Source organism: Salinifilum aidingensis (assembly GCF_054782015.1).
Genome location: NZ_BAAGTH010000006.1, coordinates 130,652 through 143,541, shown reverse-complemented (window position 1 = coordinate 143,541; position 12,890 = coordinate 130,652). Strand labels below are relative to the sequence as shown.

Genomic DNA, 12,890 nt, shown 5'->3' with positions numbered 1-12,890 from the left:
CCGCGGTGTCACTCGACCGTGACCGACTTGGCGAGGTTGCGCGGCTTGTCCACGTCGAAGCCGCGGCCGCGCGCGATCTCCGCGGCCAGCACCTGCAGCGGCACGCTGGAGACCAGCGGCTGCAGCAGCGTCGACACCGCGGGCACCTCGACCAGCTCGTCGGCGAACGGGCGCACCGCGTCATCGCCCTCCTCAGTGATGACGACGGTCCGCGCGCCGCGGGCCTGGATCTCCCGGATGTTCGACACCATCTTGGCGTGCAGCTGGGCCCGGCCCTTCGCCGAAGGCATCACGACCACCACCGGCAGGCCCTCCTCGATCAGCGCGATCGGGCCGTGCTTGAGCTCGCCCGCCGCGAAGCCCTCCGCGTGCATGTAGGCGAGCTCCTTGAGCTTGAGCGCGCCCTCCAGGGCGATCGGGTAGCCCACGTGCCGGCCGAGGAACAGCACCGCCTTCGACCCGACCAGGTCCTGCGCCAGCTGCCGGGTCTGCTCGACCGTGGTCAGCGCCTGCTGCACCGCCTCCGGCGTGCCCGCCAGGTCGGCGAACTCGCGGGCCACCTCGTCCGGGTACTTCGTGCCGCGGGCCTGCGCCAGCGCGAGACCCACGAGGTAGTTCGCGGCGATCTGCGCCAGGAACGTCTTCGTCGCCGCCACCCCGATCTCCGGACCGGCGTGCGTGTAGAGCACCGCGTCCGACTCGCGCGGGATCTGCGCCCCGTTCGTGTTGCAGATCGCCAGCACGCGGGCCCGCTGGGTGCGCGCGTGCCGCACCGCCTCCAGCGTGTCCATCGTCTCGCCGGACTGGGAGATCGCCACCACCAGCGTGTCGCGCCCCAGCACCGGGTCCCGGTAGCGGAACTCGCTGGCCAGCTCCACCTCGACGGGGATGCGGCACCAGTGCTCGATGGCGTGCTTGGCCAGCAGCCCCGAGTGGTAGGCCGTGCCGCAGGCCACGACGAAGACCTTGTCCACGTCCCGCAGGTCCTGGTCGCTCATGCGCTGCTCGTCGAGGACGACCGAACCGTTCCGGAAGTGCCCGCGCAGCGTGTTGCGCAGGGCCTCCGGCTGCTCCTCGATCTCCTTGAGCATGAAGTAGTCGTGCCCGCCCTTCTCGGCGGCCGACAGGTCCCAGTCCACGGTGAACGGCTTCGCCGCGACCTCCGCCCCGTCGAAGTCGGTCACCCGGTAGCCGTCCGCGGTGATCGTCACCGCCTGGTCCTGGCCCAGCTCGACGGCGTCGCGGGTGTGCTCGATGAACGCCGCCACGTCCGAGGCCACGAAGTGCTCGCCCTCGCCCACGCCGACGACCAGCGGCGAGGAGCGCCGCGCCGCCACGATCGTGTCGGGCACGTCGGCGTGCGTGACCACCAGCGTGAACGCGCCCCCCAGCCGGCGGGCCACGGAGTTCACGCTCGCCGTGAGATCACCGGCGGTGGGACCGCGGTCGAACGCGGCGGCGATGAGGTGGGCAGCGGTCTCGGTATCCGTCTCGCTGGCCATCTCCACACCCGCGGCCTCCAGCTCGGCCCGCAGCGCGGAGAAGTTCTCGATGATGCCGTTGTGCACCACCCCGACCTTGCCGCTGCTGTCGCAGTGCGGGTGGGCGTTCCGGTCGGTCGGTGCGCCGTGCGTCGCCCAGCGGGTGTGCCCCATCCCGCTGCTGCCGGCGAAGCGCGAGCCGTCCGACCCGGCCAGCCGCTCTTCCAAGTTCGACAGCGCTCCGGCGGCGCGCTCCACGGCGAGCTCACCACCCCCGTCCAGCAGCGCCACTCCCGCCGAGTCGTAACCCCGGTACTCGAGGCGGCGCAAACCTCCGAGCACCACGTCCAGGGCCTGGCGATGTCCTGCGTAACCAACGATGCCGCACACTCGCCCCAGCGTAGCTACCGCTCGCGCGCCGCACCTCCGCGGAGGCGTGGCTCCCGCACGCACGCGGCGCAGTGGGCTACGGTTGCGACCCATGGGGCGCAGTGTGACGAACGCGTTCGACGAACTCTCCCGCCGCGGGCCGCACGAGGTGCTGCACGGCGACCTGTCGCTGGTGGGCCTGCCCGGGGTGCTGTGCACGCCGCGCAGCGGACTCGGGCTGCCGGCGATCGCCTTCGGGCACGGTTGGCTGCAGCCGCCGCGGCGCTACCTCGAACTGCTGCGGCACCTGGCCTCGTGGGGCTTCGTCGTCGCCGCACCGGCCACCCAGGGGGGCGTGTTCGCCTCGCACCGGTCGTTCGCCGGCGACCTGCGCACCGCGCTGGACATCTGCGTGCACGTGCGGCTCGGCGACGGCGGCATCAGCGTCGACGAGCGCCGGCTCGGGCTCTCCGGGCACGCCATGGGCGGCGGCTGCTCCGTGCTCGCCGCGGGCTCGGACAGCCGGGTGCGCGCGGTCGCCGCAGCAGCTCCGGCGCAGACGCTGCCGTCGATGCTCGACGTAGCACCGCACGTCAGCGCGCCCGGCCTGTTCCTGGCCGGGGGAAACGACCTGCTCGCCCCCGCGAACGCGCACGCGATGCCGCTGGCGCGCGCCTGGGGAGGGTCGGTGCAGCTGCGCACGCTGCCGAAGGCCAGCCACCTCGGCTACGCCGAGGGGCGGCACTGGTCGGAACTGCTGCTGCACGGCCGCCCAGAGCACCGCACGCAGCGGATCACCAAAGCGCTGTTCACCGCGTTCTTCCTGCGCACGCTGGCCGGGGACAAGCGCGGGGCGGTGCTGCTGGCGGAGAAGCTCAAGGGCACCGAGCTCGACTCCGAGCACACCCGCGGGGAGCTCGCGGCGGCGTAGGCGGGACGGCGCCGGCTCCCCCGCGGCGCCGGGTGCGCAGGGGCGTCGGGTGCGCAGGGGCGTCCGCCGGTGTTCAGGGGCGTCAGCCGGGGCCGCGGCAGCGACTGCAGCGGGCACGTGCCCGGTTCTCGCCCACAGGAGCGATCATCTCGGTCATACTCCCCGGCGATGAACACGCCGCAACCACCGCAGGGTCAGCAGGGCCAACCGGGACAGCCCGGCTACCCCGGGATGTCACCGGGGCAGCCTGCTCCGCACGGCCAACCGGGCCCGCACGGCCACCCGGGCCAGGGCCAGCCCGCACAACCGAGCCCCGCGCAACCGTTCGGCCCACCAGGACCACCACCCCCACCCGGCACGCAACCCGGCCCTCCGCAAGCCGGACCTCAGCAGGCCGGGGCCCAGCTGCCACCCGGGGCGCAGCCGGCCCCGGGCGCGCAGCTGCCACCCGGGGCGTCAGCTCCTCCCCCGAACGCACCGGGCGGTCCGGACGCCGGACGCGTCGTCGCGATCGTGCTGGGCGCGCTCGCGCTGTTGTTCCCGGCCTACTCCGTCATCATCAACGTGCGGCTCCTCGCCCTCTACGGCCCGCCCGAACCGAACGTGCAGCTGGCCCTCGCCTACCTAGAACTCGCGGTGTCCGTGGCGTCCGCCGTCGCCGGCGTGGTCCTGCTGCTGCGCCGTCAACGCCTCGCGCTGTGGGCCTACCTCGTCTACGGGCTCGTCCAGGTCGAAAGCGTCGTGCACCAGGCCGTCCTGGAGTTCCTCCGCGTGGGAGCGTCGTTCTGGACGGCGTGGCTGCGGAGCCCGATCTGGCTGTTCCTGGCCTTCACCCCGATCCTCCTCGCGGGGCTGGTGTTCCTCCCGATCGTGCGCCGCACGCTCACGCGCCCGGCCCGGCCGCAGGACGGTCAGTTCGGCGGGCCTGCACCGCACATGCCGCGCGGAGCGGCTGGTCCTGCCGCGGCCCCACCGGTACACGGCGGGGCGCAACAGCACGGGGCGATGCAGGACCAGCCGCCCGCGCCCGGCCCGACGTGGCCGAGCGGACCACCGCGGGCGGCAGGCCGGGACCACGGACCGCCGCACCGCCCCTGAGCCCGCGGCGACCTTCAGCGCAGCCAGGTCTGATTGCTGAAGTCGTCGTCGTCCTCGTCGAACACCGGCTCCCGACGAGGTGCCGGTTTGCGCGGCGGTTCCGGCGCGGGTTGCTGCCCGGGGCGGTTCGCCGGTGACGCCGGCTTCTGCTTCGACGCGGACTGCTCGGAGTCCTCGGTGCGCTGGCGACCGAACCGGCCCGCCTGCACCTGCCAGGTGTCCTGCGGCGCGCTCCCTCCGGCCCCGGGGCCGGAGGGAGCGGAACCTCCCGCCGGTAACGCGGCACCCGGAGCCGGGGACTCCGCAGCAGCGGAGGTCGCAGCTGCGGGAGCAGCAGCCTGCTCCTGCGCACGCTGCTGCTCCCGCAGCGACTGGGCGAAGTGCTCGACCTCCGGGTCCCGGTCCTCCTCGTCGATCCCCTCGCCGACGGAGATCTCGTTCGACTCCTCCTGGCGGCGGAGGTACGCGGCGCGCTCGCGTACGCGCTCGACGAGCTTCTGCGCCTTCTCGACCTGCTCGTCGGCCTTCCTCCCGGCCTGGTCGAGCGTTTCCTGCCACCGCTGACCAGCGGCTTCCCGGTTGCTCGTGCTCTCGGCGACCAGCGTCCGCATCCGCTCGCGGAACGCTTTCACCCGTTCGCTGTCCCCGCTCACGTTCGCCTCCCGCTGCACCGTCACGTGTTCTTGCGTTGATCGGATTGCTTCTCGTCCTCACCGATCACGGACCGGTACCGCACGTTCGACTGCGGAATGCCGTCGTCGAACAGCTGCCCCTCAGTGCGCCACGGGCTGTCATTGGAGCGTTCCTGGTCACCGCCCTGCTGGCCCATGCCGCCGCCCATCATTCCCATGCCGCCGCCCATCATGCCGCCTCCGGCAGCCCCGGAGCCCTGGGCGCTGCCGGAGGAACCACCGCCCGGTCCGCCGGACTGGGCACCCCCCGGCGGCCCGGAGGCGCCCTCGTTCACCGCGGAGGCCCCGCGGTTGGAATCGCCGCCGAAGCCCGGCTCCGCCGGTCCGGCCGCGCTGTCAGGTCCGGAGCCGCCGAACAGATCACCGGCGATGCTGCCGACCGAGCCCCCGACGCTCGCGCTGAACACCGAGCCGAGCGTGGACTGCGGCGTCGTCGAGGCCGGTGCGTTCTGCGGAGCAGCACCGGACTGCCCCTCGGGGGCACCGGTCGCCGCGGCCGGACCGGGAGCGGCCTCGGGCCCGCCGGGAGTCGCGGCGGGGTCGCCGACAGGTCCCTGCTGCGCTGCCGCGGGAGCCTCCGCGGTCTGCGGCGCGGTCGGCACCTGGCTGCTCGCGCCCGGGGGTTCCGGCGAGGGCGCCTCGGGCTCTGGAGGGGCGGGAGGCGTCTGGCCACCCGGGCCGGTACCCGGATCCGCGGACTGCGCAGGGCCGTCCGGCATGCCGGGCGCCGGGACCCCGTCGTCGCCACCGAAACCGACGGTCTGGTGCAGCGGCGGCTGACCCCCGCCGTTGTCCACGCTGACGGCGAGGCGGCCTTCCGGTGTCCGCTCGACGGTGATCGTGCGGTCGCCCTCTTCGATCACGGCCTTGCCGTCCTCGCCGGGCTGGACCGGGATCGGGCCGTCACTCGGAGCACCAGGTCCTCCCGGGGCGCCGGGGCCGGACACGCTGCCGGGGCCGCCAGGAGCGTCCGACTGGCCGGGGTCTCCGGGTACGGACATCTGCTCGCCCGGAGCCTGCTGGCCCGGGAGGGGCTGTCCTGCGGTTTGCTGGCCCGGCATCTGCCCCGGCCCGGCCGGGGCGTCCCCTTCCTGGCCGAGCGCGAGGGCGTAGGTCTTGGGCTCCCCGTCCGCGCCGGTGACCTCGACCTCCACCGTTCCGTCCGGTGCCGGCTCGCTCAGGCTCACGGCCTGTTCGCCCTGGCCGAGCGTCACCTCCTCCCTGGTCCCGCCGGGTGCACCGGGACCGGTGGAACTTCCCGGCCCCTCCGGAGTTCCGGGCATCCCCGGCCCACCGGGGCCGGCGGGCGTTCCGGGCATCGCCTCCTGCGGGTCCGACGGCTTCGGCACGTCCTGCCCGCCAGGCGCACCACCCCCAGGCGGACCACCGCCGGGTGCACCACCACTAGGTGCGCCACCGCCGCCGGGAGCCCGGTCGGGTTTCTGCGGGCCACCACTCTCGTCGCCCTCGGAGTCCGGCGCCGGTCCCGGATTCTTGAACGGATCCTCCTCCGCCTCACCGAGCACCTTGTTCAGCTCGCCGAAGGTCTCGTCGATCTTCTCCTTGGCGTCCTTGCAGGCCTCGTGCAACTCGGCGCAGGAGCTCTCGACGATCGAAGCAAAGGTATCGCGGACCACGCTCTGGCAGTCCGTCTGAATCTTCCGTCTCTGCTCGTCCGTCAGATCATTGCCCCAGCACTCGTTATCAATCTGGACATTCCAGATCGCGCACGCCCTTTTGAGCGTGTCGTCGTCCTGGCTGTTGTTGGCGACCTCGATGGTGATCTTCCAGTCGGACTTCCCTTTCCCGTCGATCTGACTCGCATGTTCGGCGAACCCAAGAACGGTTTTCACCTTGTTCCGCACGAACTCGGCGACGCTCTTGTTCGCCTCGCGGATCGACTCAGCACCGTCCTTCGCCCGCGCTGCCACCCTCTCCTGCGCCGTGGGAGTGAACTTTTCCTGAAAGAAACCCTCCGAAGCCTGAGCCGCCTGTCCGCTCCACGCCCCCCACAACTGGCCGAGCTTCCCGGCCATCTTCTGGTGCGCCTCCCTGGCGCCCTTGTCGGCAGCCTCCAGGTCATCGGCGCAGCCAGCGAACTTGGCAAAGTCCAGACCGCTCTGCTGCTGGTACTCCTCTTTTATCTTCTCAAGCTTCTTAACTTTTTCCTTGTCGTTGACGGCGTTCTTGATATCGTGATACAGCGGAACCCAGTTCTCGAAAAACTTCAAACCAGGCTTCCCGGATTCCAGCAATTCGTCGGCGGTCTTCACCCCCGCACCGCCGTTTTCGCCGCTCTGCGCGGCCCTCTCGCTGTCCTCCAGAGCCCCGCGGGCGTTCTCGACCTCCCTTTCCCTTTCCTCTGCCGCCGAGTCCGCCTGCTCCTTCGCGTCCTTGTACGCCTCGTCCAGGTCGTAACGGTGCGCCTGGTAGTGCTGATTGTGCGGGGCACCGGCGTAGGTGGTGTACTCGTCCTCGTCCCGGTAACGATCGCGGTACGCCACCAACTCCTTCGTATCGCCACCCTCGCCGTGGTGCTCGTACCCCCGGACGAGTTCATACTTCTTCTCGTCCGAGACATCCGGGTTGTTGAGTAGCTTCTCGACTTCCTCCCAACTCGGCTTTTCGTCCCCACTCATCACTTCTCCCCGGACTGGCCGACGTCCTCGGACGCACTCTCGTCCGTGGTCTCGTAGTCGGAACTGGCCTGTTCCAAGTTCGTCGCGAAATCATCCATCGCATCGGCCATGCTCCGGAGACTCTTGGAAAGCTTCTGCACGCCTTCCTCGAAGCCCTGGAAGTGGTCCTGGTGCGCTTCCCCGAAGTCGGCCTTGGCGACCTCGATGTCGGCGACGTCCTTGCTGTGCTTGTCGCGCAGGGGGTCAGCCGCACTGCGAACGCTGCCCGCGGTGGCACTCAACTCACCGGCATTCGCCCCGAATCCCGACAACGCGCCCTCCTCTCCGCTCAGTCCGCCGCGCCACCATCACGAGGTTCGCACCCGCGGGCGCGACGCGGACGTGCGTGCGATCAACTGCTCCATCTTGGCAGCTCTGATCGACATCGCGGGGCGATCCGGGCGATCCGCTTGCAAAAGCGAAAGATCCGGTGGTCAGCTCCGCGGTCCGCACGGCTGCTGGGGCACGCCTGCTGCGGGCGCCCGGGCTGCCCCGGCTGGGCCGAACCGTATCCGCCGACGACGGGCTGGCTGCCCGGCTGCGCGGACTGCTGAACCGCACCCCACGAGGGGGACCACGTCGCGGAGGGCTGCAGCGTCTGCTCCAGCCGCCGCTCGAAGCGCTTCACCAGCAGCTTGGCGGTGATGAACGCTCCGAGGACGCCGCCAAGAGCGCCGAGGAGCACGGCCAGCAGAACGTTGAGGAGAATCACCACGGCGCGACGGTACCGGTGCGCACCGGCCCGACACGCCGCCGCGCGTCGGGCGCCGCACGCGTTTCCACAGATCAGCGCCAGGCCGCGGACAAGACTCGGATCCGGTTGCCGATCCCCGTCACTCGCACAAAGCCCTACCGGCCGGGCGGAGTCCTGCCAGACTGCTGGCAGCGGGGCTCCGCGGCGCGTCCCCCCGCCCGCGAGCCCGGTCGCTCCGGCGCACACCCCCAGTCGCACCGCCCCAGCGCACGCTCCCGCGGCTCACCCCCGCGCCGGCGGCCGCGCGCAGCCGCACCGGCACCCGAACCGGCAGAGCTCACCCCAGCACAACGGGCAGGCCCCAGCCCTGCGACAGCACGACCGCGAGGACCGCGGTGACGAACAGCAGCACCAGGGGGAGCACAAGACCCCAGAGCAGATCGCCGAGATCCCGCATGAACCCTCCTCCGTCGAACGCGCAGCAGTCCGCGGCCTGCCCGGAACTTCCCGCGAACCGGCTGCGGCCACACCGACGACCCCGCCCCGCGGAGACCGGCTGCTCGGGCCTGCGCCGCCCGCCGGTGCGCCGGGCGGCCGCGGGCACCGGTTACCACGTCGCGCCCAGGTGGAAACTCCTCCTAGGAGGCCCCGCGGTGCCTGATGTGATCGACGAACCAGGTGCGTCCCTCGTGCGCCGCGTTGACCGCCTTCAACCCGGCCAGCGCGAGCACCGCGAACACGACGATGCTCGCCACGAGGCCGAGCGCGATCGCGCCCACGGCGAGAGCGGTGACTATGGCACTCATGTGACGAGGGTCGCACACAACCCCGCCGATCACGAGATCTAGATCACACGATCACTGGATCGCGGCAACGATGCCGGCCAGGTGGTCGGCGACGCGCTGCGCTCCGTCCTCGCTCGGCGCCTCGACCATCACCCGGACCAGCTCCTCCGTCCCGGAGGGGCGCAGCAGCACGCGCCCGTGCCCGCCCAGCTCGGTCTCGGCCGCGGCCACGGCCTCGGTGACCTCGGGTGCGGACACGGCGGTCGCCTTGTCCGCCACCCGCACGTTCACCAGCACCTGCGGCAGCCGCCGCATCACCGCGGCGAGCTCGGCCAGCGGTTTGCCGGTCTGCGCGACCCGCCCCATCAGCCGCAGCGCGGTCAGCAGCCCGTCACCCGTGGTGGCGTGGTCCGGCAGCACGATGTGCCCGGACTGCTCACCGCCGAGCGACCAACCACCGGAGTGCAGCTCCTCCAGGACGTAGCGGTCACCCACCTTCGTGGTGCGCATGTCGACACCGCACTCGCCGAGCGCCAGCCGCAGCCCGAGGTTGCTCATCACCGTGGCGACCACGGTGTCCTCGGTCAGCTCGCCCGCCTCGCGCATGGCGAGCGCGAGCACCGCCATGATCTGGTCGCCGTCGACGACCCGTCCCGCGGCGTCCACGGCCAGGCACCGGTCGGCATCGCCGTCGTGGGCGATGCCCAGGTCCGCGCCGTGCTCCACCACCGCGGAGCAGAGGCCGTCGATGTGCGTCGAGCCGACGGCCTCGTTGATGTTGAGCCCGTCCGGCGCCGCGTGCAGCGGGATCACCTCAGCTCCCGCGCGGCGGTACGCCTCGGGAGCCGCCCAGGAGGCGGCGCCGTGCGCGCAGTCGACGACGACCGTCAACCCGTGCAGCGGTTGCGGCGCGGCCTGCAGCAGCAGGTCCACGTACCGGTGCAGCGCGTCCGCGTCGTCCCGGACGCGGCCGATGTGCTCGCCCGTCGGCCGCTGCACGTCCTCGCCCAGGCGGGCGGCGATCTCGTCCTCGACCGCGTCCGGCAGCTTGTGCCCGCCCGCGGCGAACAGCTTGATGCCGTTGTCCGGCATCGGGTTGTGCGAGGCGGAGATCATCACGCCGAGATCGGCCCCCGTCGCCGCCACCAGCTGCGCCACAGCGGGTGTGGGCAGGACGCCGATGCGGACCACGTCGGCCCCGGCCGCGGTCAACCCGGCCGTCACCGCCGCTTCCAGCATCTCCCCGCTGGCCCGCGGATCACGCCCGACCAGGGCCACGCGGCGGTGCGAGTCGTCGTGCTCGTACAGCACGCGGGCCGCGGTGGCCGACACGGCCAGGGCCAGTTCCGGAGTCAGGTCGGCGTTGGCCAACCCCCGCACGCCATCGGTGCCGAACAACCGGGACATCGACCGTAGATCCTCCTTCGCCGCACGGCTCCGCCACCGGCGGACCCGCGGACAGCATGACCGCACGGCGTCCGCCGCACACGACGCCGGGTCACCCGGTGGTCTGATCGATCCCGTTCCGCCCGGCGAAAGCCGATCCCCCAGTCCGTCAACACCACGCCCCCGCGAGAAGGGGCCGCACATACGACAGCGGGAGCAGCCGTGCCGTAGGACGGCTGCTCCCGCGAATCGTCGGGACTCGTCAGCGCTTGCTGTACTGCGGCGACTTCCGCGCCTTCTTGAGGCCGTACTTCTTGCGCTCCTTCTCCCGCGAGTCGCGGGTGAGCATGCCGGCCTTCTTCAGCGTGGGACGGTCCTCCGGCTCGTAGGTCGAGAGCGCGCGGGCGATCGCCATGCGCAGCGCACCGGCCTGCCCGGACGGGCCGCCGCCGTTCAGGGTGACCTTGATGTCGAAGCTGCCGACACGGTCGGTCGCCTGGAACGGCTCCTGCACGACCTGCTGGTGCACCTTGTTCGGGAAGTACTGCTCCAGCGACTTGCCGTTGAGGACGAAGTTGCCGGAACCGGGAACCAGGCGAACCCGGGCCACGGCCTCCTTCCGGCGTCCCACGGTCTGCACCGGACGTCCGGCGGGGACGGGCGCGATGTCCTGAGGCTCGGACTCCTCAGGGGCGATGACGCCCACCTGCTCTTCGTGAAGTTCGTCGGTCACTTCTTGCCCTTCGCGTTGATCTCGAACGGCTGCGGGTCCTGGGCCTGGTGCGGGTGGTTCGGCCCGGCGTAGACCTTGAGCTTCTTCGCCATGGCCCGGCCGAGCTTGTTCTTCGGCAGCATGCCCTTGATCGTCTTCTCCAGCAGCCGCTCGGGGTGCTGCGAGTTCAGCACCTCGCCGAAGGACTGCTTGCGCAGACCACCGGGGTAACCGGTGTGCCGGTACTGGAGCGCTTGCTGACGCTTGTTGCCGGTCAGGCGAACCTTGTCGGCGTTGATGACGACGACGAAGTCGCCGGTGTCCATGTGCGGAGCATAGATCGGCTTGTGCTTGCCGCGCAGCAGCCTCGCGGCCTCGGTTGCCAACCGGCCGAGGACGACGTCCTCGGCATCGATCACATGCCAGGCACGGGTCACGTCGCCGGGCTTCGGGCTGTACGTGCGCACGGGTCTACCTCGTCGTCGTTCGCGTCGGAATCCGGAGTGCGGGGCCCGCTGGAGCTGACCGGCCGCTCGGGACTGATCGTCCCCCGAGACCGGTACGCCGCAGACGTGGCGCCGGGCCGGGCGCACGCCCTCGGCGTGTCCGTCCCAGCCGCGGCTGCGCACGGCGCGCACCGCACAACAAAAAATGAGGGTACTCGGTGGCCGATAACAGGGTCAAAACGGGGCCCGTCAGCAGCGGGACGCCCCGAGGCGGTGCCGTGGAAGGCAGCACCCCGGAAGAAGCACCGGGAAGGAGCGCCCTCGAGCGCCGAGACCCGTCTTCACCATGTCATCGACTCGACCAGCGTACCCGGGGGTGCTCGGCGGCCCGCACCCGGGGTTGGCCCCGCGGGGGCGTTTTCCCCGTGATCGCGGCGCCTTTCCCGGCAGGGCGGCACCTTCCCGAGGTCACAGCAGTTTCCCCGGCAGCAGCTTCCCCTCAGGGCGGTGCCTTTCCGAGTCCGCTCGCTCCTCCGCTGCGCACGGACGCAGCGCGGCAGCGGCCCAGCCAGGGGCGCCGCGCGGGGCCGCGATGCGGAACCCGGCGCGATCGCCGACCCGCACCCGCCCCAGCACAACGGCCCCGGTGCCCGCGCGGGCACCGGGGCCGTTCGAGCGCTGGTGCGCGGTACCCCGAGCACCGGGACCACCGGCGCGGAGTGACCCGCACCGCACCGGCCGGGCAGGCGCTCTCAGCCGCCGAACCGACCGGCGTTGCGCTTCTCACCGGACTGGAAGGACTCGTTGGCGGCGTTGACGGCCATCCCCATCTTGGCCGCGATCTCCTTCATGTTCTGCGCGGCCTGGTCCCACTCGCGCTGCGCGGCGTAGTAGGACTCCTGCGCGGCACCTTCCCAGGAACTGATCAGCGGCTTCAGCGCCGACTCGAGCTGGTTCAGCTCCTGGTCGATCTTGTTCGACGCCTGGCTCAGGCTGTCCGCGGCCTGCTGAAGCTGCGCGAAATCGACCTTGATCTCACTCATGTGGTACTCCCCTCAATACTCGCCAGTTCTCGCCCGGACCCCCAGTGGCCTTCCGGACCCCAATGGCCGTCCGCACCGCGGTCGCCCGCGCGTCAGCCGTTGAGCATGCCCTCGATCTTGGAGATCTCCTGGGCGCTCTCCTCCTGCTGCTGGGCGTAGTCGCGGCTGGAGCCCTGGATGTTCTCGCCGATCTCGTCCAGCTTCTGCGTGATGGTCTTGGCTTCCTGGTTGAACTGGTCCATCAACTTGCGGAAGACCTGCGCGGCCTGGCCCTGCCAGCCCCCCAGCGCCGGCTCGACCTCGCCGTTCAGCGTCTGCACGGCCGAGTCCACGGCCTGGCGCACCTGCTGCACCTCGCTGACGGCCTTCTCCATCACCTCGGTATCGGTACCGAATCCGCCACCCATCGCGGGTCGACCTCCTATCTCGGTCGTGATCGCGCTTCCTGCGACGCAGACATTGCCATGCCCGGTTCCCGCTTGTCCCGCGTTTCGCCGAAAGTGATTGCGCTTGTGAACGAAGATCGCGGTAACAGCCGCTCACCGGCAATTCGCGAATGGGAAGAGGTGGCGGAA

Annotated in this window: 13 protein-coding genes; 2 read left to right on the top strand and 11 right to left on the bottom strand. The window is 71.3% G+C overall.

The annotated features are described in order from the left end of the window. Positions 1–8: 8 nt before the first annotated feature. Positions 9–1,871 carry a glutamine--fructose-6-phosphate transaminase (isomerizing) gene (gene glmS, locus ACYVJE_RS10470; protein ID WP_461144298.1) on the bottom strand — a complete coding sequence of 621 codons (1,863 nt, stop codon included), beginning with the start codon at positions 1,869–1,871 and terminating at the stop codon, positions 9–11. A 91-nt stretch (positions 1,872–1,962) separates the two neighbouring features. Here glmS and ACYVJE_RS10465 point away from each other — a divergent pair, with 91 nt between their 5' ends. After that, the gene (locus ACYVJE_RS10465) at positions 1,963–2,781 is read left to right on the top strand and encodes a dienelactone hydrolase family protein (protein WP_461144297.1); all 819 of its coding nucleotides are present in this window, start codon (positions 1,963–1,965) and stop codon (positions 2,779–2,781) included. Positions 2,782–2,949: 168 nt separating this feature from the next. Next, positions 2,950–3,879, top strand: coding sequence for a hypothetical protein (locus ACYVJE_RS10460; RefSeq protein ID WP_461144296.1), 930 nt, complete (start codon positions 2,950–2,952; stop codon positions 3,877–3,879). 14 nt (positions 3,880–3,893) lie between these two features. Here ACYVJE_RS10460 and ACYVJE_RS10455 read toward each other — a convergent pair whose 3' ends face one another. The 10 genes from ACYVJE_RS10455 to ACYVJE_RS10410 all read right to left on the bottom strand — a co-directional run bounded on the left by ACYVJE_RS10455 (position 3,894) and on the right by ACYVJE_RS10410 (position 12,722). After that, complete coding sequence (locus ACYVJE_RS10455; protein WP_461144295.1) at positions 3,894–4,532, bottom strand: hypothetical protein; 639 nt, start codon at positions 4,530–4,532, stop codon at positions 3,894–3,896. Positions 4,533–4,552: 20 nt separating this feature from the next. Then, a complete protein-coding gene (locus tag ACYVJE_RS10450) occupies positions 4,553–7,210 on the bottom strand; it encodes a WXG100 family type VII secretion target (RefSeq protein WP_461144294.1) in 2,658 nt (885 codons plus the stop codon). Further along, positions 7,210–7,521, bottom strand: a complete 312-nt coding sequence (locus ACYVJE_RS10445) for a type VII secretion target (RefSeq protein ID WP_461144293.1) — start codon at positions 7,519–7,521, stop codon at positions 7,210–7,212. Before ACYVJE_RS10445 ends, ACYVJE_RS10450 begins: the two co-directional genes overlap by 1 nt. An 80-nt stretch (positions 7,522–7,601) precedes the next feature. Next, positions 7,602–7,964: a hypothetical protein gene (locus ACYVJE_RS10440; protein WP_461144292.1), complete on the bottom strand. Its 363-nt coding sequence runs from the start codon at positions 7,962–7,964 to the stop codon at positions 7,602–7,604. A gap of 617 nt (positions 7,965–8,581) precedes the next feature. Further along, the gene (locus ACYVJE_RS10435) at positions 8,582–8,749 is read right to left on the bottom strand and encodes a hypothetical protein (protein ID WP_461144291.1); all 168 of its coding nucleotides are present in this window, start codon (positions 8,747–8,749) and stop codon (positions 8,582–8,584) included. Between the two features lie 51 nt (positions 8,750–8,800). Then, positions 8,801–10,135 (bottom strand): phosphoglucosamine mutase, encoded by a 1,335-nt coding sequence (gene glmM / locus ACYVJE_RS10430; protein ID WP_461144290.1) that lies wholly within the window; start codon positions 10,133–10,135, stop codon positions 8,801–8,803. 241 nt (positions 10,136–10,376) lie between these two features. After that, positions 10,377–10,847, bottom strand: a complete 471-nt coding sequence (rpsI, locus tag ACYVJE_RS10425) for a 30S ribosomal protein S9 (RefSeq protein WP_459157343.1) — start codon at positions 10,845–10,847, stop codon at positions 10,377–10,379. Continuing rightward, positions 10,844–11,293, bottom strand: coding sequence for a 50S ribosomal protein L13 (rplM, locus tag ACYVJE_RS10420; RefSeq protein WP_459157344.1), 450 nt, complete (start codon positions 11,291–11,293; stop codon positions 10,844–10,846). The genes rpsI and rplM overlap by 4 nt, the downstream gene beginning before the upstream one ends. Before the next feature lie 731 nt (positions 11,294–12,024). Then, on the bottom strand, positions 12,025–12,315 hold the full coding sequence (locus tag ACYVJE_RS10415; RefSeq protein ID WP_459157345.1) for a WXG100 family type VII secretion target: 291 nt from the start codon (positions 12,313–12,315) through the stop codon (positions 12,025–12,027). Positions 12,316–12,407: 92 nt separating this feature from the next. After that, positions 12,408–12,722: a WXG100 family type VII secretion target gene (locus ACYVJE_RS10410; RefSeq protein WP_459157346.1), complete on the bottom strand. Its 315-nt coding sequence runs from the start codon at positions 12,720–12,722 to the stop codon at positions 12,408–12,410. Positions 12,723–12,890: the final 168 nt, after the last annotated feature.